The organism is Paenibacillus abyssi, assembly GCF_014640295.1.
GTDB classification, from domain to species: domain Bacteria; phylum Bacillota; class Bacilli; order Paenibacillales; family Paenibacillaceae; genus Paenibacillus_D; species Paenibacillus_D abyssi.
In genome coordinates, this window is sequence record NZ_BMGR01000001.1 from 206258 (window position 1) to 229291 (window position 23034).

General features: G+C 48.4%; 27 protein-coding genes. All 27 read left to right on the plus strand.

Annotation, left to right across the window (positions count from 1 at the left end):
• Window positions 1-5 precede the first annotated feature (5 nt).
• Entirely contained in the window at window positions 6-725 is a 720-nt protein-coding gene (locus IEW11_RS01270) for a demethylmenaquinone methyltransferase (protein ID WP_188528241.1), read from the plus strand.
• A complete protein-coding gene (locus IEW11_RS01275) occupies window positions 722-1597 on the plus strand; it encodes a UbiA-like polyprenyltransferase (protein WP_188528242.1) in 876 nt (291 codons plus the stop codon). The genes IEW11_RS01270 and IEW11_RS01275 overlap by 4 nt, the downstream gene beginning before the upstream one ends.
• A complete protein-coding gene (locus tag IEW11_RS01280; protein WP_188528244.1) occupies window positions 1591-2259 on the plus strand; it encodes a UbiX family flavin prenyltransferase in 669 nt (222 codons plus the stop codon). The genes IEW11_RS01275 and IEW11_RS01280 overlap by 7 nt, the downstream gene beginning before the upstream one ends.
• The gene (locus IEW11_RS01285) at window positions 2222-3082 is read left to right on the plus strand and encodes a menaquinone biosynthesis protein (RefSeq protein WP_188528245.1); all 861 of its coding nucleotides are present in this window, start codon (window positions 2222-2224) and stop codon (window positions 3080-3082) included. The genes IEW11_RS01280 and IEW11_RS01285 overlap by 38 nt, the downstream gene beginning before the upstream one ends.
• On the plus strand, window positions 3079-4053 hold the full coding sequence (hepT, locus tag IEW11_RS01290; RefSeq protein ID WP_188528247.1) for a heptaprenyl diphosphate synthase component II: 975 nt from the start codon (window positions 3079-3081) through the stop codon (window positions 4051-4053). The genes IEW11_RS01285 and hepT overlap by 4 nt, the downstream gene beginning before the upstream one ends.
• Before the next feature lie 19 nt (window positions 4054-4072).
• Complete coding sequence (ndk, locus tag IEW11_RS01295; RefSeq protein ID WP_188528249.1) at window positions 4073-4516, plus strand: nucleoside-diphosphate kinase; 444 nt, start codon at window positions 4073-4075, stop codon at window positions 4514-4516.
• Window positions 4517-4555: 39 nt separating this feature from the next.
• Window positions 4556-5335, plus strand: a complete 780-nt coding sequence (locus IEW11_RS01300) for a CheR family methyltransferase (protein ID WP_188528250.1) — start codon at window positions 4556-4558, stop codon at window positions 5333-5335.
• Between the two features lie 63 nt (window positions 5336-5398).
• Window positions 5399-5566, plus strand: a complete 168-nt coding sequence (locus IEW11_RS01305; RefSeq protein ID WP_188528252.1) for a hypothetical protein — start codon at window positions 5399-5401, stop codon at window positions 5564-5566.
• A 252-nt stretch (window positions 5567-5818) separates the two neighbouring features.
• Window positions 5819-6988 (plus strand): chorismate synthase, encoded by a 1170-nt coding sequence (gene aroC, locus IEW11_RS01310; RefSeq protein WP_308422681.1) that lies wholly within the window; start codon window positions 5819-5821, stop codon window positions 6986-6988.
• A gap of 1 nt (window position 6989) precedes the next feature.
• A complete protein-coding gene (gene aroB / locus IEW11_RS01315) occupies window positions 6990-8084 on the plus strand; it encodes a 3-dehydroquinate synthase (protein ID WP_188528256.1) in 1095 nt (364 codons plus the stop codon).
• A gap of 6 nt (window positions 8085-8090) precedes the next feature.
• Window positions 8091-8462 carry a chorismate mutase gene (aroH, locus tag IEW11_RS01320; RefSeq protein WP_188528258.1) on the plus strand — a complete coding sequence of 124 codons (372 nt, stop codon included), beginning with the start codon at window positions 8091-8093 and terminating at the stop codon, window positions 8460-8462.
• Window positions 8463-8877: 415 nt separating this feature from the next.
• Window positions 8878-10431: an anthranilate synthase component I gene (trpE, locus tag IEW11_RS01325; protein ID WP_188528260.1), complete on the plus strand. Its 1554-nt coding sequence runs from the start codon at window positions 8878-8880 to the stop codon at window positions 10429-10431.
• An 11-nt stretch (window positions 10432-10442) separates the two neighbouring features.
• A complete protein-coding gene (trpD, locus tag IEW11_RS01330; RefSeq protein WP_188528262.1) occupies window positions 10443-11486 on the plus strand; it encodes an anthranilate phosphoribosyltransferase in 1044 nt (347 codons plus the stop codon).
• Window positions 11476-12270, plus strand: coding sequence for an indole-3-glycerol phosphate synthase TrpC (gene trpC, locus IEW11_RS01335; RefSeq protein WP_188528264.1), 795 nt, complete (start codon window positions 11476-11478; stop codon window positions 12268-12270). The genes trpD and trpC overlap by 11 nt, the downstream gene beginning before the upstream one ends.
• Window positions 12270-12941, plus strand: a complete 672-nt coding sequence (locus IEW11_RS01340) for a phosphoribosylanthranilate isomerase (RefSeq protein ID WP_188528266.1) — start codon at window positions 12270-12272, stop codon at window positions 12939-12941. The genes trpC and IEW11_RS01340 overlap by 1 nt, the downstream gene beginning before the upstream one ends.
• Window positions 12938-14143 (plus strand): tryptophan synthase subunit beta, encoded by a 1206-nt coding sequence (trpB, locus tag IEW11_RS01345; RefSeq protein WP_188528268.1) that lies wholly within the window; start codon window positions 12938-12940, stop codon window positions 14141-14143. Before IEW11_RS01340 ends, trpB begins: the two co-directional genes overlap by 4 nt.
• Window positions 14130-14936, plus strand: coding sequence for a tryptophan synthase subunit alpha (trpA, locus tag IEW11_RS01350; protein WP_188528270.1), 807 nt, complete (start codon window positions 14130-14132; stop codon window positions 14934-14936). Before trpB ends, trpA begins: the two co-directional genes overlap by 14 nt.
• Before the next feature lie 273 nt (window positions 14937-15209).
• The gene (gene hisC / locus IEW11_RS01355; protein ID WP_188528272.1) at window positions 15210-16307 is read left to right on the plus strand and encodes a histidinol-phosphate transaminase; all 1098 of its coding nucleotides are present in this window, start codon (window positions 15210-15212) and stop codon (window positions 16305-16307) included.
• 2 nt (window positions 16308-16309) lie between these two features.
• Window positions 16310-17401 carry a prephenate dehydrogenase gene (locus IEW11_RS01360; RefSeq protein WP_188528274.1) on the plus strand — a complete coding sequence of 364 codons (1092 nt, stop codon included), beginning with the start codon at window positions 16310-16312 and terminating at the stop codon, window positions 17399-17401.
• A 395-nt stretch (window positions 17402-17796) separates the two neighbouring features.
• The gene (locus IEW11_RS01365) at window positions 17797-18393 is read left to right on the plus strand and encodes an RNA polymerase sigma factor (RefSeq protein WP_188528276.1); all 597 of its coding nucleotides are present in this window, start codon (window positions 17797-17799) and stop codon (window positions 18391-18393) included.
• Window positions 18390-18995, plus strand: a complete 606-nt coding sequence (locus IEW11_RS01370) for an anti-sigma factor family protein (RefSeq protein ID WP_188528277.1) — start codon at window positions 18390-18392, stop codon at window positions 18993-18995. Before IEW11_RS01365 ends, IEW11_RS01370 begins: the two co-directional genes overlap by 4 nt.
• Before the next feature lie 79 nt (window positions 18996-19074).
• Complete coding sequence (locus IEW11_RS01375; protein WP_188528279.1) at window positions 19075-19650, plus strand: histidine phosphatase family protein; 576 nt, start codon at window positions 19075-19077, stop codon at window positions 19648-19650.
• A 70-nt stretch (window positions 19651-19720) separates the two neighbouring features.
• Entirely contained in the window at window positions 19721-20908 is a 1188-nt protein-coding gene (locus tag IEW11_RS01380; protein WP_188528281.1) for a hypothetical protein, read from the plus strand.
• A gap of 59 nt (window positions 20909-20967) precedes the next feature.
• Entirely contained in the window at window positions 20968-21474 is a 507-nt protein-coding gene (locus IEW11_RS01385; RefSeq protein ID WP_188528283.1) for a gamma carbonic anhydrase family protein, read from the plus strand.
• Window positions 21475-21497: 23 nt separating this feature from the next.
• Window positions 21498-21686 (plus strand): IDEAL domain-containing protein, encoded by a 189-nt coding sequence (locus IEW11_RS01390; protein WP_188528285.1) that lies wholly within the window; start codon window positions 21498-21500, stop codon window positions 21684-21686.
• Between the two features lie 139 nt (window positions 21687-21825).
• The gene (locus IEW11_RS01395; protein ID WP_188528287.1) at window positions 21826-22272 is read left to right on the plus strand and encodes a DUF2487 family protein; all 447 of its coding nucleotides are present in this window, start codon (window positions 21826-21828) and stop codon (window positions 22270-22272) included.
• A 225-nt stretch (window positions 22273-22497) separates the two neighbouring features.
• Window positions 22498-23028: a Rieske (2Fe-2S) protein gene (locus IEW11_RS01400; RefSeq protein WP_188528289.1), complete on the plus strand. Its 531-nt coding sequence runs from the start codon at window positions 22498-22500 to the stop codon at window positions 23026-23028.
• Window positions 23029-23034 lie beyond the last annotated feature (6 nt).

A 23034-nucleotide genomic window follows, 5' to 3' on the forward strand; every position in this document is an offset into this window, starting at 1 on the left:
TAATAATGGACTCAAAGTCCAAGGAGCAGTTTGTGCATTCCGTATTTGAAAGCATTGCCCCTAAATATGATTTGATGAATGATTTGTTAAGCTTTCGCAGGCATAAGGCGTGGCGCAAATTCACAATGCGCAAAATGGCTGTCCCCAAAGGCGCAACAGCAATCGACCTGTGCTGCGGCACTTGCGATTGGACGATCTCCATTGCCAAGGCCAGCCAAAATGGTGAAGTCATCGGCCTTGATTTCAGCCAAGGGATGCTCGATATCGGGCAGAGCAAGATCAATAAGCTTGAGCTCGATGGCCAGGTCTCGCTGCTTCGCGGCAATGCGATGCAGCTGCCGTTCGAGGATAACCGCTTTGACTACGCAACGATCGGTTTCGGCCTCCGTAATGTTCCGGATTTGGTTCAGGTGCTGAAAGAGATGCAGCGAGTTGTAAAGCCAGGCGGCAAAGTCGTTTGTCTAGAGCTTTCGAAGCCAACCTGGGAGCCATTTAAATCAATTTATTATTTTTACTTCCAGAAGGTGCTGCCGATGCTGGGGAAATTAGTTGTCAAGCGTTACGAGCAGTACAAATGGCTGCCGGATTCATTGGTTGCCTTTCCGGACATCAACCGCCTTGCGGAGATCTATCGGGAAATCGGCTTGCGCCATGTTAAGGCATATCCGCTTACAGGCGGAATCGCCGCCCTTCATATCGGTACGAAAGGGACGGATGGCGCATGATACGCAAAATAGCGGTTTTCCTGGAAATGATTAAATTTGAGCATACGCTGTTCGCTTTGCCCTTTGCATTTGTAGGCGCGATACTGGGAAGCGTCGTCGTAGAGCAGAGGCTGCCGGAGTGGGCGGAAATCGGTTGGATTATTATGGCGATGGTCGGTGCAAGAAGCGCCGCAATGGGTCTAAACCGTCTCATTGATAAAGCTATTGACCTGCGCAATCCAAGGACTGCGACTCGTGCTCTGCCTGCGGGTTTACTGAAATCGATAGAAGTCATGGTCTTCATCATCATTTCATTTGTGATCTTATTTGCAGCCGCATTTCAATTAAATCCGCTAGCCGTTAAACTGCTGCCGATTGCCGTGTTTATGACGGTGATCTATTCCTATACGAAGCGTTTTACCTGGCTGTGCCATCTCGTTCTTGGACTCACTATAGGCTTGGCTCCGCTTGGAGGCTGGGTGGCTGTTACAGGTACGGTTGACGGTACTGCCCTGCTGCTGTATATCACGGTTGCACTTTGGACTGCTGGGTTTGATATCATCTATGCTTGCCAAGATGTTGAGTTCGACCGAAAAGAGGCCCTGCATTCGATTCCAGCCCGTTTTGGAATCAGGGGCGCATTATGGATTGCCAGGATCGCTCATGTGTTAACCTCAATCGGCTTCCTTGCTTTATTCTGGTTGACAGATCTAGATTGGGGGTATTTAGTTGGTATCATCATCGCGGTGGCCATTCTGTTCTACGAGCATCGATTGGTTAAGCCGCATGATCTAAGTAAGCTCAACATGGCATTCTTTACGATGAACGGCGTGCTGAGCCTGGTTGTTTTTGTGTTTACGCTGTTTGACTTGGTGGTGCTTCGTCAATGGTAGAGGGTAGAGCCGGCCAATCTTCGACTACTTGCCGCTGGGCTGTCGGAATTACCGGTGCCAGCGGCTCTATCTATGCTATCCGGCTCTGTGAAGTGCTGCTTCAAGCCGGTATCCATTTGCATTTGGTTATCACTGAGGCGGGCTGGCGGGTGCTCAAAGAAGAACTGGGCTGGGAGACAACGCGCAGGCAGCAAGCATTGGAGCGGAAATTCGGCTTTTATCTCGAGTCGGGAGCGTTAACCTTTCATTCTAATGCGGATATCGGTGCGGCGATTGCCAGCGGTTCCTTCCGTATGGAAGGGATGATCGTTATTCCATGTTCCATGGGAACGCTGTCGTCGATTGCTCACGGCACCTCGAATAATTTGTTGACTCGCGCTGCCGATGTTATGCTTAAAGAAGGCAGAAAGCTGTTGCTTGTGCCCCGTGAAACGCCGCTGCATGCCATTCATCTGGAAAATATGTTGAAGCTGGCCAGACTCGGTGTGCGCATCATACCGGCGATGCCGGCGTTTTACTATCAACCGCAGTCCATGGACGAGATGATTGATTTTATGGTAGGAAAAGTGCTCGATAACATGCCTGTGGATCATGATTTGTATAGAAGATGGGGAGATGAGCAGGATGGGCAACAATCGCCCGATCACCATCGGACGTATTGATTACACGAATGTATGGCCGATATTTCATTATTTTGATGAGAAACGCCTCTCCGGCAGGGCAGAGGTTCTCTCGCGGGTGCCGAGCCTGTTAAACAGGGCTTTGCGTGAAGGTGAACTTGATATTGCGGCAATTTCCTCGTTCGCCTACGCTCATAATGCACAAGATTATTTGCTGATGCCCGATCTGTCAGTGAGCGCCCGAGGAAGAGTAAACTCAATCCTGCTGTTTTTGAAAAAGCCGTTAAATGAGGTCTTAAACGGAAAAATTGCATTAACGGACACTTCAGCCACATCGGTTAACCTTTTGAAGATCATTATGAACCGGTATTTCCAGGCCTCTCCACAATATGAGACGATGGAACCGTCGCTTGACAAGATGCTGGAGGCCGCAGATGCGGCGCTGTTGATCGGTGATTCGGCCATTCGGGCATCGTGGAGCAATACTGCTTACGAGGTCATTGATTTGGGTGAGCTCTGGCACCGCTGGACAGGCTATGGCATGACGTTTGCCGTAATTGCTGTACGCAAGGAAGCGGCTGCGCAATTCCCGGATATAATAGCTGAAATACACGGCCAGTTCTTAGCGAGCAAACAACGCAGCTTGCAGCATTTGGCGCCGCTTGTTGATAAAGCGAGCCAAGAGCTTGGAGGAGAGCCCGCTTATTGGCAGCGATACTTTTCTGAACTGCATTATGATTTCGGCGCGCAGGAGCAAGCCGGACTAGATTTATATTTTCGTTATGCCAAGGAACTTGGGCTGTTGGATCATGAAGTAGACATTCAATACTGGTCAGACCAATCTGTTGCACAGGTGAAAGAATGAAACTATTGGACTTATACTCAAAAATGAAAAGTGATTTAAATGTGATTGAACGTGAGCTTGAGCAAAGCATCACGTCGGATCACGCGCTGCTCAGCGAAGCTTCTCTTCATTTGCTTAAAGCAGGCGGAAAGCGCATCCGGCCTGTATTTGTTCTGCTTGCAGGCAAATTTGGCGATTACCGTCTCGATGTCTTGCAGCGGGTCGCAGTCACATTGGAATTAATTCATATGGCATCACTCGTCCATGACGATGTGATTGACGACGCAGATACAAGGCGGGGACAGTTAACCGTCAAGTCGAAGTGGGATAACCGGATTGCCATGTACACGGGTGACTACATTTATGCCAAAGCGCTGACTATTGTTACCGAATTGAACAACCCCTCCATTCACCAAATTTTGTCTAAAGCGATTGTCGAGATGTGCATCGGTGAGATGGAGCAGATACGCGATTTTTTCAATACCGAGCAAACGGTTCGCAATTACCTGCTGCGCATCCGCCGCAAAACAGCGCTTTTGATCGCAATAAGCTGCCAGCTCGGAGCGATCGCGGCAGACAGCGACCGCAAGCATGCGCTTAGTTTGTACCGCTTCGGCTACAATGTCGGAATGGCATTTCAAATCAGAGATGATCTTCTTGATATATGCGGTACTGAAAAACAGATCGGCAAGCCTCCAGGTTCGGATATCCGTCAAGGGAATATTACGCTGCCGGTACTTTTAGCGCTGCGTGATCCGGTCATTCATCAAGAGCTGAAGCAGGAGATCAACCGAATCAGGGAGTCGGACGGCCAAGCGGATGCATCGCGGGCGCTGCACCTTATTCGGGGAAGTCATGGCATTGACGAAGCAGAGCAGATGGCTGCCCGATATATCGATAAAGCGATCAAAGCATTGGAAGAATTACCGGGACTTCCGGCTAAAAAGAATTTGATGGACATCGCACATTTTGTAGCGAAGCGCAATTATTAATCAAAGGAGGGTATCGATAATGGAACAGACTTTCTTAATGATTAAGCCGGATGGCGTACAGCGTGGATTAATTGGCGAGATTGTATCCCGTTTGGAGAAAAAGGGACTGAAGCTGAGCGCTGCTAAATTTATGGTAATTGACCGTGCGCTCGCAGAACGGCATTATGCGGAACACGAAGGGAAACCGTTTTATCCGCCATTAATTGATTTCATCACTTCCGGACCGGTATTTGCAATGGTCTGGTCGGGGGACCAAGTCATTGAATTAACGCGGGCGTTGATCGGTAAGACCGATGCATTGGCAGCTGCGCCGGGTACGATCCGTTCAGATTTTGCCGTACATACGAATTTCAATTTAATACATGGATCGGACTCGTTGGAAAACGCACAACGTGAAATTTCGCTGTTTTTCCGTCCTGAAGAATTGGTGGAATACGAGCATACGATGCAGCGCTGGATCTAGAGTATTGTAACCATTCGAATCGTTCAAGGGGGAGCAAATGTGGAGGATCAGGACTTCGCATTGTTTATTAAACGGATCAAAGAGAAAACTGATATCGATTTATCCCAGTATAAGGAAGCCCAGATGAAAAGGCGTCTAACAACGCTTCGCAGCAAGCATGGATTTACTACGTTTGAAGCGTATATGAGTGCCCTGCAAACCGATCAGCAGCTTATGAATGAATTTCTGGACCGGATGACCATCAATGTATCGGAGTTTTGGCGCAATCCGAACAGGTGGAAGGCGTTGGAGCAGCGATTCATCCCTGACCTGCTGAAAGAAAATTCTCGGTTGAAAATATGGAGCGCGGCGTGCTCGACAGGTGAAGAGCCTTACACATTGGCTATGATTCTAGATCGCCTGGGCGTTCTCGAGCGTTCTTCTATTTTGGCTACCGATCTGGATACCAAGGTGATAGAGAAAGCATTCACCGGCGAATACCCGGAACGTTCGTTAAGGGATGTGCCGCCGGATTATTTAAAAGCCTACTTCGAACGATCGAAAGAAGGATATGCCATAACCGGGCAATTAAAGAAAGCGATCCGCTTTAAACAGCATAATCTGCTGTTTGACCGGTTTGAAGGACCATTTGACCTGATTGTTTGCAGAAATGTAATGATCTATTTTACCGAGGAAGCAAAACAGGTGCTTTATCATAATTTTTCAAAAGCTCTACGTCCGGGAGGCATGTTGTTTGTGGGCAGCACGGAGCAAATTTTCTCCCCTGGGCAGTATGATTTGGAAACGGTCGAGACCTTCTTTTACCGTCGGAAGCTCTAATGAGGTATATCGTTTTCCATTCTCTCCAATACTAAACATAACGTGAAGTATGGAGGGTGAAGGATGGATAAACGCAAAGTGATAACCGCCTATAGGCGCGGTTTTATCACGATTCATGAATGTGCTCAAATATTAGGATTAGACAGCGTACAAGTATACAGGCTGATCAATGATCCTCAATTTAGGATTGAGCCATCCGTTCTATTCAAGCAGCATCCGGTTGGGGGTTAATAGGATCAGGTTATCCTTAATCAGATCCTTTGCCGGCGGAATTGCTTCAAGCCGCAATTAACGGTTGCAAACAGGGCTGTTCGATAAGTAGTCATGCTGCTTATGAATCAGCCCTTTTGTTTGGCCCCAGTTCCTTGTCAAACAGGCAGGGCTGTACTATAATGAGCAAAGATATTTAGGGCGTTAATGTTGCAACTGTTAATTGCATGTTTATGCAATTCAGTTGGCAACCAAATGAAGGAGGAACCAAGGTTGAGCTTACGTTATTTGACTGCCGGTGAAACGCACGGCCCCCAGTTAACCGCAATTATAGAAGGATTGCCTAGTAATTTGACTTTAGATTTTGAAGAATTGAATTTTCAACTGCATCGCCGCCAGAAGGGACACGGACGCGGCCGCAGGATGCAAATTGAGAAGGACACCGCAAAGATTGTAGGCGGCGTTCGCCATGGCAAAACAACCGGTGCGCCGGTAGCGCTTGTGGTAGAGAATAACGATTGGAAGCATTGGACATCGGTAATGAACATCGAGCCGATCGAAGGCGGAGATGAAGAAAAACGCCGGGTTCACCGTCCGCGTCCTGGGCATGCGGATTTGAACGGCGGATTAAAATATAATTTGAAAGATTTGCGCAACGTCCTGGAACGTTCCAGTGCCCGTGAAACTGCCGCAAGAGTAGCAGTTGGTGCGATGGCAAGACAATTGCTCGCAGAATTCGGAATCAAAGTGGCTGGACAAGTTATCCGCATTGGTGAGGTGCAAGCTCCTGCAAACCAATTATCCGTTGATGAATTGATCGAGCGGACGGAGGAATCCCCGGTTCGTGTCGTTGATAAAGAGACCGAGGAGAAAATGATCGCACATATCGATCAAGTGAAAGCGGAAGGCGATTCGATCGGCGGCATTGTGGAATGTATTATCGAAGGTGTGCCGGTTGGATTGGGGAGCCATGTACAGTGGGACCGCAAGCTTGATGGAAGGATTGCACAGGCGGTTGTGTCGATTAATGCGTTCAAAGGCTGTGAGATCGGAATCGGATTCGAAGCATCCAAGCTGAGAGGCTCCAAGGTGCATGATGAAATCATGTATGCTGAGGACAAAGGCTTCTACCGCGCGTCCAATCGCGCCGGCGGTTTTGAAGGCGGGATGACAACAGGCGAGCAGATCGTCGTGCGCGGCGTTATGAAGCCTATCCCGACTTTGTACAAACCGCTTCGCAGCGTAGATATTGATACAAAAGAAGCTTTTACCGCTCAGGTTGAGCGTTCGGATAGCTGCGCAGTGCCGGCAGCAAGCGTTGTTATGGAGCATGTGGTTGCTTGGGAAGTAGCAAAAGCGTTTTTGGAGAAATTCGGCGGGGACTCGATCGAGGAGATCCGTGCGAATCTGAACGCTTATCTGGAACAAGTGGGGCAATATTAATATGCGGGAGTTAAAGGTCGAACTAGGAGAGCGCTCTTATCCGATATATATTGGGGAAGGTCTGCTGCAGGACGTTTCTTCATATTTTATAAAACATGGGATCAGTTCGAAATCACCGCTGCTTATCATTTCAAATGAGCATGTTGCGCCGCATTATTTGCCGCAGATGGAAGAACAGCTGAAGCAAGCGGGATTCACTGTCGCCACAGCGGTCGTACCTGCTGGAGAAAGCTCGAAATCGATCGCGCAGTTCGAAAAGCTCATTACTGTGGCGTTGGAGGCGGGTTTAGACCGCCATTCAACCATCGTGGCGCTTGGAGGGGGCGTTGTCGGCGATCTGGCCGGTTATGTGGCAGCCGCTTATATGCGGGGAATCCGGTTCGTGCAGATTCCAACCACCATCCTGGCTCATGACAGCAGTGTTGGCGGCAAGGTTGCCGTCAACCATCCGCTGGCTAAAAATATTATCGGCGCTTTTCACCAGCCGGAGATGGTGCTTTATGATTTGAACACGCTTCAAACGCTGCCGCCCCGCGATGTAAGATCGGGATTGTCCGAGGTGGTCAAGCATGGATTGATCTGGGATGCTGAGTTTGTAGACTGGATTGATGAACATGCCGATCAGCTGCTTGCACTGGATCCTGAAGCATTAGGATATGCACTTTATAAAGGCTGCAGCGTGAAAGCATCGGTCGTGTCGCAGGACGAGCGGGAGAACGATCTGAGGGCCATTTTGAATCTGGGCCATACGATTGGGCACGCGCTTGAAGCTGTTGCTAAATATAATGAATTGCTGCACGGCGAAGCGATCTCCATCGGCATGGTAGGTGCGGCCAAGCTGGGCGTTCAGCTTGGTGCGTCAGAGGAAGTATATACCGTCACCAAACGCGTTCTGAAGCGCTGCGAGCTTCCGGTCCGGCTTCCTGCGCATCTGGATGTGGATGCGATCATGGAAGCCATGATGCATGATAAAAAGTTCAAAGAAGGCAAAATGGTCTACATCGTTCCGACTGGGATAGGGGAAGTAGAAATCAATAAGTCCGTATCTGCAGCACAAGTAAGAGCGATAGTGGAGCAATTGAAAGAGGAGGCTTAAATAGCGATGAGTGTTCGTGGAATTCGAGGAGCCATTACCGTTTCTAAGAATGAAGAGCAAGAGATTCTGCAAGCCACTATTGAATTGCTTAACGGAATTATTCAAGATAATCAGATTATTCCCGACGATATTGGCTGTGTGTTTGTTACAGTGACTAACGATCTGGATGATACGTTCCCGGCCGTTGCGATCCGTCAGATGCCGGGCTGGGAGCTGGTTCCTCTCATGTGTGCGTTAGAGGTACCTGTAAAGGGAAGCCTGGAGCGTTGTATCAGACTGATGGTCATGGTCAATACAGACAAAAAGCAGTCGGAAATCCGCCATGTTTATTTAAGAGGAGCCCAAGCGCTTCGCCCGGATTTGGCATCTAAGGTATAATCGAAACTGCGCATAAAGGCTCGTGGGTTGACGAACGACTGTGAGCTGTTGTATAGTGATCTTATATTTTACTAACATTTTTTTCTTATATGAGTATCAGATTGAGTGTAGCGAGTATAGAGCCGAGTAGAGCAGAGCAAGCAGGATCGTTGCCAACTGAATTGCTTCAAATCGCAATAAGCGGTTGCAACGGAAGAGACGAGACGAGATGAGCATAGAGAAGTGCAGCAGCGCATGAACCTAATAGGTTTTAGCAGCAGGCGGTTATTTGATGTAACTATTGCTGTATAGCTATCGGGGAATAAGCATTGTTTTGCATTTCTGTTTTGTCTACTTAATCGTTCGCTCCTGCCGCGGCAGGAGCTTTTTATTTTGTCCAAATGCCCATTATGAAAAAGAAGGAAGGGAATATGCGATGTCTAATGAACTGCAGCAAGTCATCCGTTTAGCCGGTCAATACAACTTGATTCCCATTGTTCGCCATGTAATGGCCGACACAGAAACACCAATCCGGTTGTTTCAGCATTTTTACCGCGAGCGTCATGCATTTCTGCTGGAAAGTGTGGAGGGCGGCGTGAAATGGGCTCGTTATTCCTTTATTGGAACGGACCCGTTTATGATGATTTCCGGGAAAAACGGTGAAATGACTATTGAACAACAGGGTGTAAAACGTGTGATCAAGGAGAAACCGATTGAACTGTTGAAGGCGCATCTTCGTTCTTACCGCAGTCCTTCTTTGGCGGAGCTGCCTCCATTCACGGGCGGGGCAATCGGATTTTTCGGATATGATTTGCTGCAATATTATGAGAAGCTGCCGGCTCATCGTATCGACGATCTGGAAATGAATGATCTGCAGTTTATGTTCTGTGATCAGGTAATTGTGTTTGATCACTTCAAACAGCAGATTCAAGTCATAGGCAATATTCATATTCCGGAACACGCATCGGATGAGGATATTAAAGAAGCTTACGAGAATACGTCACAGAAAATTGAAGACACCATCGTGAAGCTGCAACAGCCGATTTCCGTTCCGGTCATGGCCGGAGGCGTCGTGCCGATGGATCCTGATCTTGGAGATGTGCAATCGAACGTTTCCAAGGCTGATTTTATAGCGAACGTAGAGCAAGCAAAGGAATATATCCGTGCAGGCGACATTTTTCAGGTCGTGCTGTCCCAGCGTTTCAATATTGAAACAGAGGTTGATCCGCTTCATGTGTACCGCGTATTGCGCACGATGAACCCGTCCCCTTATATGTATTATTTGAAAATGGATGACGAGGTTATTGTCGGGACATCACCCGAGGCCCTTGTCAAAGTTGATAATGGCCGTGTTGAGACAAGGCCGATCGCGGGAACACGCCCGAGAGGAAAGACTCCGGAAGAGGATCTGGCGCTTGAGAAGGAACTGCTTGCGGATGAGAAAGAACGGGCAGAGCACTTGATGTTAGTTGATCTGGGCCGGAACGATATCGGCCGGGTATCCGAATTTGGCACCGTAACATGCGATTCCTACATGGAAGTCGAACGTTACTCGCATGTAATGCACATCGTGTCGAATGTTTCCGGCAGTCTGCGGGAAGACAAGGATTTCTTCGATGCCTTTGTTTCTTGTTTGCCTGCAGGTACGGTGTCGGGCGCTCCGAAGCTCAGAGCAATGGAAATCATTGCAGAGCTGGAGAATGAAGCGCGGGGCGCTTACGCTGGCGCGATCGGATATTTGGGTTTTGGCGGAAGCTTGAACACATGTATTACAATCCGGACGATTATATTCAAAAACGGCAGAGCTTATGTGCAGGCGGGAGCGGGAATCGTATGGGATTCCGTTCCGGAAAGCGAGTATACCGAAACGGTAAACAAAGCGATGGCTCTGTTGAAAGCCATACGTGCCGCAGAAGCAATGTTTCCGGCTAAAACGGTGGAGCACAGCGGGATGAATGTGACCAACATGGATTATTATATGAAGGCATAGGGGGAGCGACGATGGCAGCAGCGTTAAACATACAGCAGATTTTAGCCAAGGTGGTCAGCGGCAGCGATCTGTCCCGTGAGGAAGCGGCAGGCGTGATGGAGATTATCATGAGCGGTGAAGCGACGCCTGCTCAGATCGCCGGTGTTGTAACGGCTCTGCGCATGAAAGGCGAAACGATGGATGAGATTACCGGCTTTGCCCAAGTGATGCGCGAGAAATCCAATCGGGTATCGACCGTTCAAGACGGTTTGCTGGATACCTGCGGCACAGGGGGATCGGGAATCCACAAGTTTAATATATCAACCGCATCAGCCATCATTGCCGCTTCCTCAGGCATTCGTGTCGCTAAACACGGCAACCGTGCGATGTCCGGAAAATCCGGCAGTGCAGACGTGCTGGAGGCGCTCGGTGTTAATATTACACTGACTTCTGAGCAAGCCGGCAGATGCCTTGAGGAGATCGGGATCTGCTTTATGTTTGCCCAGCTGTATCATCCTTCGCTGCGGCATGCGGCTGTACCCCGCAAGGAACTGGGATTCCGCACGATCTTTAATATGCTTGGGCCGCTCACGAATCCGGCAGGTGCAGACAGACAACTGCTCGGCATTTATGACCGTTCCCGAACCGGGACGGTGGCCGGTGTGTTAAGCCAGTTAGGCTTGAAGCGCGCGATGGTAGTCAGCAGTCACGATGGACTGGATGAAATAAGCATCTCCGCGCCTACCCAGATCTCGGAATTGAAGAACGGAGAGATTCGAACATTTGATATTTCGCCTGAAGAGCTCGGCCTCCAGACCTACTCCCTAGGCGATGTGATTGGCGGAGAAGCATCGGTCAATGCCGATCTGATCCGCCGTGTGTTCGGCGGTGAAGAGCGGGGAGCATACCGCGCGATTGTTGCCGCCAATGCAGGTGCATGCATATATGTTGGGGGTGCTGCGGATACGCTTCAAGAAGGCGTGATCAGGGCGGCCCAACTGATAGATAACGGACAGGCAGCACAGAAGCTGCAGGAATTAATCCGAACGACAGGAGAGTTGGCTCATGTTTCTTGACAAAATCGTAGCTGTAAAGAGAAATGAATCGGATGATCTGGCAGCGGGATTCTCACTGCCGGCTTATGAAAAACAAATTGCTGAATTACCGGGGTGTCTTGGATTTGAAAGGGCACTGACAGAAGGCCGGAAACGCAATATGGGGTTGATTGCGGAGGTGAAGAAGGCTTCCCCTTCCAAAGGGCTGATTCGAGAGGATTTTGAGCCTGTTCAATTGGCCAAAACATATGAAGCCGCTGGAGCAGACTGTATTTCGGTGCTGACCGACCGGGATTTCTTTCAAGGCTCCAACAGCTATTTAAGCGAGATAAGAAAACAAGTCAATGTACCGCTGCTGCGTAAGGACTTTATTATCGATTATAGACAGGTGTACGAAGCACGGGTAATTGGCGCGGATGCCATTCTTTTGATCGCTGCAATCTTAACTTCATCGCAATTGAACGAATATTACGACTTGGCCAAATCACTTGGCATGGACGTTCTGGTAGAGGTTCATGACAGGAAAGAGCTCGAAGCAGTCCTGGAATTGGACAAGGCTACGTTAATCGGTGTCAATAACCGTGATTTGCGCAGCTTTGTAACGGATATTCATACGACAGAGCAGTTGATCGATTTAATGCCGGCAGGTACGACGGTTATAAGTGAAAGCGGCATATCAAGCCCCGAAGAAATCGAGTACCTGCGTAAGGTCGGGGCGCATGGGGTATTGGTAGGAGAACATTTCATGCGCCAGCAAGACGTCGGCGAGGCAGTCCATCATCTGATGGGACCGGTTGAGAGATAATGAACAGCGCACGATTGAAAATATGTGGATTGATGGATGTGGAAACGGTTCGTCAGCTTAACGGTTTGCCCATTGACGAAATCGGCTTTGTGTTTGCAAAGAGCCGCAGACAGATATCTCCGCAGCTTGCCGCGTTATTAATCGACGAGGTGAAGCAGCTGGTGCATCCCGAAGGAAACGTTCATCGGACAGTCGGCGTTTTTGTAAATGCAACCCTTGAAGATCTGCGTGAGCTTTTGGCGATTGCACCGCTTGATGTCATTCAGCTGCATGGGGATGAGCCGCCCGAGTTATGCCGGGAAATAAAACAGTCCCTGCAGGTTCAGGTGTGGAAGGTGTTCTCCGTGCAAGATGGAAGCGGCGGCAGGCCTGAGACTAAGGCGGCTGAGCTGCTGGAGCCATACCGCGGTGTGGATGCGGTGTTGATCGATACCGCCGGGGGCGGAACAGGAAAGACCTTCGATTGGACAAAGGTGATAGCATATCAAGAGGCTGCCCATCGATTGGGCGTACCTCTATACGTTGCCGGCGGACTGCAGCCGGATAATGTTTCTGAGCTGCTGAAGATCTACTCACCTGATGGCGTGGATGTATCTAGCGGAGTGGAAACAAACGGGAAGAAGGATATCGCAAAGATTCGTGAATTTGTGGAAAGGGTGAAGCAGGGATGAACGCAGTACCGGATAAGAACGGGCGTTTTGGCAATTTCGGCGGTCGATATGTGCCAGAAACGCTTATGAATGCACTACTCGAATTAGAAGAGGCATATGAGCATTATTCGAAAGACCCCGACTTTATAGCGGAAGTTCGCTATTTATTAAAGCAATATTCAGGACGTCCAACCCCGCTCTATTATGCCGAGCGTTTGTCTGAGCATCTGGGCGGCGCAAAAATCTATCTAAAGCGGGAAGATTTGAACCATACGGGCGCGCATAAAATCAACAACACGATCGGACAAGGCTTGCTGGCGAAGCGGATGGGGAAAACGAAGATCATCGCGGAAACCGGCGCCGGCCAGCACGGTGTTGCTTCAGCGACGGTAGCTGCGCTGCTCGGACTGGAATGCAAGGTGTTCATGGGTGAAGAGGATACGAAGCGCCAGCAATTGAATGTGTTCCGGATGAACCTGCTCGGCGCTGAAGTCGTTCCGGTACTGTCCGGCACCCGGACGTTGAAAGATGCCTGCAATGAGACGCTGCGCTATTGGGTTAGCCATGTTGAAGATACGTATTATATTCTTGGTTCCGTTACGGGCCCGCATCCTTATCCGATGATGGTACGTAATTTCCAGCGTATCATCGGTGACGAGTCCAGGGAACAAATGCTGGCAGAGCATGGAAAGCTGCCTGATTATGTCGTTGCCGCAGTCGGAGGCGGAAGCAATGCGATCGGAATTTTCTATCCGTTTGTTGAGGACGAGAGCGTAAAGCTGATCGGGGTGGAAGCAGCGGGTAAAGGCGTTGATACCGATGAGCATGCCGCTACGATGACCAAAGGGAAGCATGGCGTATTCCAAGGCTCGCTCAGCTATGTGCTGCAGGATGAATTCGGTCAAGTACAGCCTGCGCATTCGATTTCCGCCGGATTGGATTACCCGGGTATCGGACCCGAGCATTCTTATCTGAAGGACTCCGGACGAGCGGAGTATGTTCCAATCACGGATCAGGAGGCATTGGATGCGCTCCAACTGCTTTCCCGTAAGGAAGGAATAATTCCAGCGCTTGAATCGGCGCATGCAATTGCACAAGTCATTAAGCTGGCGCCGACGCTGGGCAAGGATCAAACGATCGTTGTCAGCTTATCGGGCCGTGGCGACAAGGACGTCGAAGCGATCATGGGATATTTGGGAGGTACGCCAGATGAATCGCATTGATGAAGCTTTCAAACGTCTGCGCGAAGAAGGACAGACGGCATTAATTCCATTCTTGACAGTCGGCGATCCGGATGTGACGACGACGATTGACATCATTCGTAAGCTGGAGGAAGCGGGCGCAGACATGATTGAGCTCGGCGTACCGTATTCTGATCCGCTTGCGGATGGTCCTGTCATCCAGCGGGCCTCGGGGCGTGCGCTTAAACACCGCATTTCAGTGGCAGACTGCATCCAAGTTGCTGAAGATGCGAGAGATGCCGGCGTGAAGCTGCCATTTATTTTGTTCTCGTATTACAACCCGATTCTGCAGCTTGGTTTGGAGCATTTCTTTAATCTGGTTGTTCAAAAAGGAATAAGCGGACTAATCATACCGGATCTTCCGATCGAAGAAGATGAAGAAGTCCGCAAAATGGCCGAAGCGGCAAATATTCATCTGATTCCGCTCGTTGCACCAACTTCAAACGAACGGGTAAAGCGGATTGCGAGCAAAGCAAGAGGATTTGTCTACTGTGTTTCCTCACTTGGCGTAACCGGTGTTCGTTCGGATTTCCATTCGGGAATTGATGAATTTCTGCAGACGGTAAGACAAGCTACAGAGCTGCCGATTGCGGTTGGCTTTGGCATCTCCTCCAGAGAGCAAGTGGAGCGTTTCGCTAAGCAGTGTGATGCGGTTATCGTTGGCAGCGCCATTGTACGCACCATTGAAGAGGCGCTGCCGCTGCTGCAGGATGAATCCCGTAAGGAAGAGGGCCTGCAGCAAATTTATACTTATGTGAAACAGTTAAAAGTTTGAATATGCGGTGCCGGTTGAAGAAAAATTGCTTAACCGAATGAATGAGGCTGCATGCAAGGGAATCGGGGAACAACAGCGATCGGAAGAACATTCGATTGCGCAGTGAATGCGGTACAACCAAAGCTTTTAAGAGAAGGGGGTTATCCCATCGTCATCATCGATGACTTATGGGATAGCCCCCTTCTGTTTGGCTGAAAAAGACTTTAAATTGGGATTAAGATATGAGACAATGTCAATTATGATTGTTCTTTAAGAATTTAACGAGGTGATCCTATGCAGCCCAAGCAAAATATTACTCATCTTCCCGTATATCAGCCGGGAAAACCAGTAGACGATGTCAAACGTGAGCTAGGTTTAACCGAAGTCATTAAACTAGCTTCGAATGAGAATCCTTACGGATGTTCCGAGAAGGTCAAAGCCGCGATCATGGAGGAGCTCACGAATATCAGCATTTATCCGGACGGTGCCAGTGTTGCCTTGACTAAAGACATTGCGGCTAAATTCGGCGTCGATGCGAACCAGATTATTTTTGGTGCCGGATCCGATGAAATCATTCTGATGATTGCCCGCGCCTTCCTTGTACCCGGGGATGAGACGATCATGGCGGATGAAACGTTCCCGCAATACAAGCATAATGCAGAAATCGAGAATGCTGTTGTTATAGAAGTGCCGCTCAAGGATGGCAAGCATGATTTGCCTGCCATGCTTGCACGCGTAACCGACAAAACAAAGGTTGTATGGATCTGCAACCCAAACAATCCAACCGGAACGATCGTGACGCAGGATGAGCTGAATGCTTTCATGCAGCAGATTTCTGATCAAGTGCTCGTTGTCCTTGATGAAGCTTACTGCGAGTATATCGATGGCGCTTCCTATCCCGATGGATTATCCATGCTGAAGCAGCACAAAAACATCGTACTGCTCCGCACCTTTTCAAAAATTTACGGACTCGCATCGCTAAGAATCGGATACGGTATTGGCCATCCTGAGATTATTCGTTATATTAACCAGGTGCGTGAACCGTTCAATACTACCCGATTTGCCCAAGCGGCTGCTAAAGCAGCGTTGGCGGATGAGGAATTTATTGTGTTCTGCCGCGAGCAAAATACAATCGGACTGGAATATTTAACGTTGCATTTCAAGCGGTTAGGGTTAAGCTTTTTCCCGGCCTACGGAAACTTTGTGATGGTGGATGTCAAACATCCTTCCGGTGAAGTGTTTGATGCTTTGCTGCGCAAAGGAATTATCTCCCGCGCACGTTGGACCTATTACCCGACTTATATTCGTATTACGGTCGGAAGCAAAGAACAGAACGAAAAATTTATCAATGCGCTTGAGCAAGTATTACAGGAATTGGCGGTGCGGACTTAGTCATGACAACAATTGCAATCTTTGGAGTCGGGCTGATTGGCGGCTCCCTTGCTCTCTGCTTTAAAGGAAAGCCCGGGCTGCATGTGATTGGCCATTCTGTCCGCGCATCCTCGGTGGAGAAATATGTTCAGCGGGGAGTGGTGGATCAGGCAACGACTTCGATGGCAGAAGCGGCAGAAGCAGCCGATTTTATCTTTTTGTGCGTTCCTGTAGGCAATCTGGAAGAGTATGTGAAAGAGCTTAGCAGGATGAATCTTAAACCTGGCTGCATTATTACCGATGTCGGCAGCACGAAAGCGTCTGTCGCTGAGTGTGGAAGCAGCCTGCAATTGAATGGCGCCGTATTTATTGGCGGCCATCCAATGGCCGGCTCAGAGCGTTCCGGAGTAGAGGCAGCCAGCTCGCATTTGTTTGAGAATGCATTCTATGTGTTGACGCCTGATACGACAACGCCGCCAGAGTCGTTAGAAAGGCTTACTGCCTTGCTGCAGCACACGAAGGCTCATATCGTAAGTGTAAATGCGAAGGAGCACGATGAGATTGTCGGCGCGATAAGCCATTTGCCGCACATCATTGCGGTTGCACTCGTTAACCAAATTCGCGGATATCATGCAAAGAATGAGATGTACGGCTCGCTTGCGGCGGGGGGGTTTCGGGATATTACCCGCATCGCTTCAAGTGAACCTGTAGTCTGGCGCGATATTTTGCTGAACAACAAACGGGTTCTTTTATCCTTATTGAAGGACTGGAATGAAGAAATGTCGAGGTTTATTGAAATGCTTGAATCGGATCAAGGTGATCACATCGAGGAAGCGTTTCGCCTTGCTGGAGAATTCCGGAACCAATTGCCGGAGCGGCGCAAAGGGATGATTCATTCGGTGTTTGAATGTTATGTTGATGTGCCGGATCATCCGGGTATTATTGGTCAGATCGCAACGGAGCTTGGCAAACATCGCGTTAACTTAAGCAATCTTCAAATTATCGAGAGCAGAGAGGATGTGCCTGGCATTCTCCGATTGTCTTTCCGTGAACAGACGGATCTTGATCAAGCGGTAAAATTGCTGGGCGCATTAGGTTATCCGGTTCATTTTTAAAAAAAATGTATAAAAAATGAAAACGCTTATTGACAGAATGAAAACGGATACATATAATAAAGGTACAGTATGGTTTCTCTCCACTCCTATCCAAATCATTAGCACTTATTGTGCAGCCACCTTTCGAGGTGGTTTTTTTTTTGTTTTTTAATAAACTTTAATCCCCGGATCTGGTGGTCTGTGATACAATAGAAATATTGATTGTAAAAATCTGGGCGATTAGCCTTTGTCGAATCATGCAGGAATTTTACGGTTTTACACGAATTTAATTAGAATTATGAATATATATTTATTTTTTTATAAAATGACCGCAACTTTTTTTCCCTTGTCCGGTACTATTGTTATAGTGTTCCGAACTGGGAAGATCACTCCGAGGCCTAGGAGGGTCGCATTTCATGACCGATTCCCAGTTAATTAGAGAAATCAAAGACGGCAATGTACAACTATATTCGGAATTGATGCGACGCTATCAACGCAAGATTCTTTCTTTTATTTTCCATATGCTCAAAGGAGCCCAACTGGAACTATTGGCAGAGGATTTGTGCTCTGAGACGTTTTATAAAGCTTATCGCAGTTTGCACTCATTCCGCGAAGTCGATGCATCTTTTTCCACATGGTTGTATACAATTGCTCGAAATACCGTACTTAGTGAATTGCGAAAGCAAAAATCGGGAAATCTCTCTCTTGATGATTCGGGATACGTTCCGATTGCACCGTTTGAAGCGGTGCCGGAACAGCAGATCCTCCTGAATGAGAGAATGTCGCTTGTCCGAGATGCGATTAACAATTTGCCCGAAAAGCAACGTTCGGCACTCATTCTAAGAGAGTATGACCAACTAGACTATCAAGAGATCGCCTGTATTCTCGGTCAAACGGTCAGTTCTGTCAAATCGTTGTTATTCCGGGCCAGAGCCAGTGTTAAGGTACAGCTCGAACCCTATTTTGGAGAACAATCGGCGATGGATGAATACGAGGGGATGAAAACACGATGAACTGCCATGAAGCGCAAGATATTTTTGGTATCTACTGGGATTTGCCGGGAGACCATCCTGATCGAGTGGCAATGGATAAACACTTAGTATCATGCGAAGACTGTTCAGAGCAATTCCGGATCTGGGAGGAAAGTGAAGCATTGATTCGGGGATTGTCCGATGAACCAAATGAGACGGCTCCTATCGATCATGTCAATCGCAGTGTCATGGACCGTATCTATATGGAGCAATCGTGGTTTATCCCGGTAAGCGAGCGGAGTTATCAATTTACAGCATCGTTCAGACGTAATGTAACCGCGATTATCGCATGCTGCCTTGCCATATTTGTATCCGGCTTTATTTATTTTTTGTTCGGTCAGCAGTCGGAAGGACAGACCGCTCAGTTAGCGCCAATCAACGGATTAGTCGATACGGTTAATGCGAGTGAAGGCATTTCGATCGTCAGTTCAGAGATTTACGAGGAAGTTCCGATGGCAAGCATCAGCGATCCGCTTGTGCTGAAGGTTGTGCCTACGATTCCACAATATTGGGTGGCATTATCGCTTTTAGGTATTATAATGACACTGTTAATTATGAATTGGCTTTCAAGAACGCGAACATAACCGGCGTCTCCAGCGTATTGTGCTGGGGACGTTTCATTTTGAGTGTAATTTTGATATGGATTGAAAGGAATGGTCACAGGTGAAACTCGGATGGGTCAGACATGGGAAGACAGAGTGGAATGCATTAGGAAAAATACAAGGACAGACCGATATACCGTTAAATGAAGAAGGGATCGCGCAAGCATCAGCGCTTGCCGAGCGATTGGCCAACGATGAATTCAAATGGGATGGCGTTATTTCCAGCGATTTGATGCGGGCGCGCGAGACCGCTAATATTATTGCGGTGCGACTCGGCATTCCATTACTTGCTCCTGATATCCGTTTAAGGGAGAGGTACTTCGGTGAGATCGAAGGCACGTCTGAGGCAGAACGCTTAGCCAGGTGGGGGGAACATTGGCGCACTGCGTACACCGGCCAAGAAAGCGATCAGTCGGTAAGAACCAGAGGTTTGGACTTTGTGAACGAATGGCTGGGAAATTCATCTGCTTATAAGCTTCTTGTTGTCTCACATGGGAGCTTTCTGTCCCAGATGCTCCACACATTGTGCCAGGGGTTAGATGATAGCTATATCAGCAACATGTCGTATTCTATTGTTGAATATCAGGAAGGTCAATGGCAGTCTGTACTTCATAACTGCACACTTCATTTGAAATGATGGCCGGATAGGTTTAATTTTCTTCATTCTTCCCATAATGGTTAGTAAAGCTGATAACCGGAGGGAGAAGATGAATCTTGCGGAAATGCTCGGATATGCCGATATAGGTCAGTTGAATCGAATTGCCGCCGCCTATCAATGCAACTGTAACAGTCATTCAAAGAATGAGTTGATTCAGTCTATTCTCCGGGCTATTAACAGCAAAGAGGTATTCAAACATCAAATCCGCTCGATGAGGATGGAGGAATTGCGATTTCTAAGTTCGCTGCTGTTTGATTCGCAGAATGCCTATAGTCTGGAGGAATTGATTGCCCGTGTACAACAAAGCCGGTTCGAGCTTCGGCCAGAATCGATGCCAGGTGAGCGGACGTCCGAGGTTCCTCCGGTACCTGAGAGAGCAGCTTCCAGAAAAGGTAAACCCGCTGCTGCAGAAAGTCCGCGTGATACGATCGTCAAATTTAAACATGCCGGATGGTTGTTCAATGGCTTCTCCGGAACGAATCGTTATTTGTTTCATATCCCGAATGATCTGAAGCAGCGATTCTGCGATGAGCTGGAGCGGCAGTTTGAGGAAGGGTTACACTTCATTATGGAACCGGACGGATTCAGAGATGAGCAAAACCTGTTGTCTGAAGACGTGCTTTCCCTGCTGGACCATATCTACCAGAATGAAGTGCTGCTGTCTGCAGAAGGCTCCATGTACAAGAGAACCATTCAACAGGTGCTTGAACGTTTCCATGTGCTTGAAGAATTGCCCTTGAAGGGTGCTTGGCGTTTTGGTTATGGGCGCAGGATTAAAGATTATCCGAACCGGATGTCGTTGATCTATGATTATTGTTACTACAATGGGCTGATAGCGGAGAATGGTAATTCTTTATGCTTAACCAGCGCGGGGGACGAGTTTAGGGAGCAGCGAAAGCGGGCGGAGCCTACGCAGCTGTACCGTTTTTGGCTTCGCCTGTACAAGGGGGCGATACCTAATCTTCTTTCCCTGGTCAATTGGGTCGATCGGCTTAGTGACCGCTGGGTGACAATTTCATCACTTGGCAACACGTTGATCCCATTTATCAAACCTTACTATTATGATTCGGCGGAGGCGATCTTCGAACAGCGAATCCTGGGAATGATGATGCATTTGGGGTTAATCCGTATCGGTGAGAAGCATGGAGCAGGGCAGGTCATCCGAATGACAAAGGTAGGCCGTGCGGTTGTCGCGGGTGTGTATGTGGCTGACCATGACCGTATTCAGCTGGATTGACTTTCTTCTTCCGCCTTGTTAGAATCTCTCCACATTGAAGTGGTGGAGGCGATGAAGAAATGTATATTCCGTACTTAGGAAAGAATCCGCAAGTCGATCAGAGTGTGTATACAGCCGACGGTGCAAAGATTATCGGAGATGTCATGATTGGCGAAGAGAGCACGATTTGGTTCAATAGCGTGCTGCGCGGCGACTTGGCACCGATTCGAATCGGCAAACGCTGTAACATACAAGATGGCGTAATCGGACATGTCAACACAAATCAGCCGCTGATCGTTGAAGATGAGGTTTCTGTTGGACACGGTGCGATTATTCATGGGTGCGTCATAGGCAAGGGCACATTAATCGGGATGGGGGCCATTGTACTAAACGGCGCAGAGATTGGTGAATATGCTTTAATAGGAGCAGGTTCAATTGTAACGGAAAACAAAAGGATTCCTTCCTACACACTATCTTTGGGCTCACCGGCTAAGGTGGTCAGAGAGTTAACCGAAGAAGACCTGCAGCGCATGAAAAGGACGATGGAGAGCTATGTGGTGAAAGGAAGAGAATATAGGATCGTTTGAACGCCGGTTTGGAGGTGTATCCTATGGATAAAATGAAAGTGACGTACGAAGCGATGCTTGGACTGGCTGCAGAGATGGTACTTGACGATGCAGTACAAAAGTTCCGTTTGGAACGGATTAATCAAGCTATTGATAAGGCTCTTGCTGCCGGAGACGAGGATACATTCCTCCGTTTGGCCAATGAGTTAAATTCAATCCGCCCGACTTCGTAAAGACACCTGAGAACTGCATAATAAAAAAGACTTGTCCGTTCTGTCGATTATTGACGGCAGTAAGGGGGAACAAGTCTTTTTTTTGCCCCTTTTCAATGGTAAAGTAAGAAGAAAGAATGGATTAGGGGGTAAGGACGAAGTGAAATTCAACGAGATCGAAGAGGGGAAATGGACGGAGCTCCAGCCTTATTTAGACACCTGCCTGCTCCCGGTCACCGGTATTACCGGTTATGAGACGCCTCATGAAGTGACAGGATCGCTCGAGCAGCTTCGCGACATCATGGATCTGATTGAATTGCCTTTCAAAGGAAGAGTGGTAACTTATCCGGCCTTTCATTATTATGAAGCGGGGAACAGCGCAAGCATTGAGCATGTCTGCCGACAATTAAAGCTGCAGGGGTTCCGGTATGTGGTGCTGATTACGGCAAAGACAGGCATGGAGCTGGAGGTGGCATCCGCTGATTTATTGATTCAACCGGAAGCTGACGGAAGCCTGCCGGCTTCCTCCGACATTAAACACGCCATACAGAGCTTATGGCAGCGCGCATCGAATGCAGAGGTCGGGGAAAAGCAGGAAATCAAGTGAGACAGTATAAACTTCCGGACATGTGGCATTATAATTCCATACGAGGCCAATTGTGACAAAATCTCAACAAATTAAGCAACGAATTTTGATCATCTATCTAAAACATCTGGCATATTCTTGACGCTCTCGGGCGCCTAAGCTATTATAGGTTATGTCCTAGTTCGTCGTGTGTTTTGTCGTTTGACAAGACTCGAGATACGGTTGGTAAAGGGGGTAGAACAGAAGATGAGTAACCATGAACATCGTGAAGCCGCGCATCAACCCGTTAAGCGCAAGGAAATGTCCCGGCGTCAGTTTCTGTCATATACGCTCGGAGGAGCGACTGCTTTTATGGCAGGTGGTGCGGTGTTGCCGATGATTCGTTTCGCGGTCGATCCGCTTCTTACGCAGAAGACCGAAGGAACGTTCGTCAAAGTAGTGGAAGAAAGCAAAATCACTAATGAGCCTCAGGAATTCAGATTCCAGGTGCATCAAGTGGATGGATGGTACGAAAGCGATCCCGAATTGACTGCTTGGATCTCAAGAGATCAGCAGGGCAATGTATTCGCTCTCTCCCCGGTTTGTAAGCATTTGGGATGTACGATTAACTGGAACACACAGAACGACAATCAATATTTTTGTCCTTGTCACGAAGCGAAATATTCTCCGGAAGGCAAAAACTTGGCTGTTGCTCCAGCTCCGCTTGATGAGTACGATCTAAAAATCGAGGATGGCTTTATCTATCTCGGGCCAATCAAGCCGAACACTAAAGTATAAGGAGGC

Coding starts and splice junctions, on each gene's coding strand:
- IEW11_RS01270 (WP_188528241.1), top strand. CDS start 6: ATGGACTCAAAGTCCAAGGAGCAGTTTGTGCATTCCGTATTTGAAAGC.
- IEW11_RS01275 (WP_188528242.1), top strand. CDS start 722: ATGATACGCAAAATAGCGGTTTTCCTGGAAATGATTAAATTTGAGCAT.
- IEW11_RS01280 (WP_188528244.1), top strand. CDS start 1,591: ATGGTAGAGGGTAGAGCCGGCCAATCTTCGACTACTTGCCGCTGGGCT.
- IEW11_RS01285 (WP_188528245.1), top strand. CDS start 2,222: ATGGGCAACAATCGCCCGATCACCATCGGACGTATTGATTACACGAAT.
- hepT (WP_188528247.1), top strand. CDS start 3,079: ATGAAACTATTGGACTTATACTCAAAAATGAAAAGTGATTTAAATGTG.
- ndk (WP_188528249.1), top strand. CDS start 4,073: ATGGAACAGACTTTCTTAATGATTAAGCCGGATGGCGTACAGCGTGGA.
- IEW11_RS01305 (WP_188528252.1), top strand. CDS start 5,399: ATGGATAAACGCAAAGTGATAACCGCCTATAGGCGCGGTTTTATCACG.
- aroB (WP_188528256.1), top strand. CDS start 6,990: ATGCGGGAGTTAAAGGTCGAACTAGGAGAGCGCTCTTATCCGATATAT.
- aroH (WP_188528258.1), top strand. CDS start 8,091: ATGAGTGTTCGTGGAATTCGAGGAGCCATTACCGTTTCTAAGAATGAA.
- trpE (WP_188528260.1), top strand. CDS start 8,878: ATGTCTAATGAACTGCAGCAAGTCATCCGTTTAGCCGGTCAATACAAC.
- trpD (WP_188528262.1), top strand. CDS start 10,443: ATGGCAGCAGCGTTAAACATACAGCAGATTTTAGCCAAGGTGGTCAGC.
- trpC (WP_188528264.1), top strand. CDS start 11,476: ATGTTTCTTGACAAAATCGTAGCTGTAAAGAGAAATGAATCGGATGAT.
- IEW11_RS01340 (WP_188528266.1), top strand. CDS start 12,270: ATGAACAGCGCACGATTGAAAATATGTGGATTGATGGATGTGGAAACG.
- trpB (WP_188528268.1), top strand. CDS start 12,938: ATGAACGCAGTACCGGATAAGAACGGGCGTTTTGGCAATTTCGGCGGT.
- trpA (WP_188528270.1), top strand. CDS start 14,130: ATGAATCGCATTGATGAAGCTTTCAAACGTCTGCGCGAAGAAGGACAG.
- hisC (WP_188528272.1), top strand. CDS start 15,210: ATGCAGCCCAAGCAAAATATTACTCATCTTCCCGTATATCAGCCGGGA.
- IEW11_RS01360 (WP_188528274.1), top strand. CDS start 16,310: ATGACAACAATTGCAATCTTTGGAGTCGGGCTGATTGGCGGCTCCCTT.
- IEW11_RS01365 (WP_188528276.1), top strand. CDS start 17,797: ATGACCGATTCCCAGTTAATTAGAGAAATCAAAGACGGCAATGTACAA.
- IEW11_RS01370 (WP_188528277.1), top strand. CDS start 18,390: ATGAACTGCCATGAAGCGCAAGATATTTTTGGTATCTACTGGGATTTG.
- IEW11_RS01380 (WP_188528281.1), top strand. CDS start 19,721: ATGAATCTTGCGGAAATGCTCGGATATGCCGATATAGGTCAGTTGAAT.
- IEW11_RS01385 (WP_188528283.1), top strand. CDS start 20,968: ATGTATATTCCGTACTTAGGAAAGAATCCGCAAGTCGATCAGAGTGTG.
- IEW11_RS01390 (WP_188528285.1), top strand. CDS start 21,498: ATGGATAAAATGAAAGTGACGTACGAAGCGATGCTTGGACTGGCTGCA.
- IEW11_RS01400 (WP_188528289.1), top strand. CDS start 22,498: ATGAGTAACCATGAACATCGTGAAGCCGCGCATCAACCCGTTAAGCGC.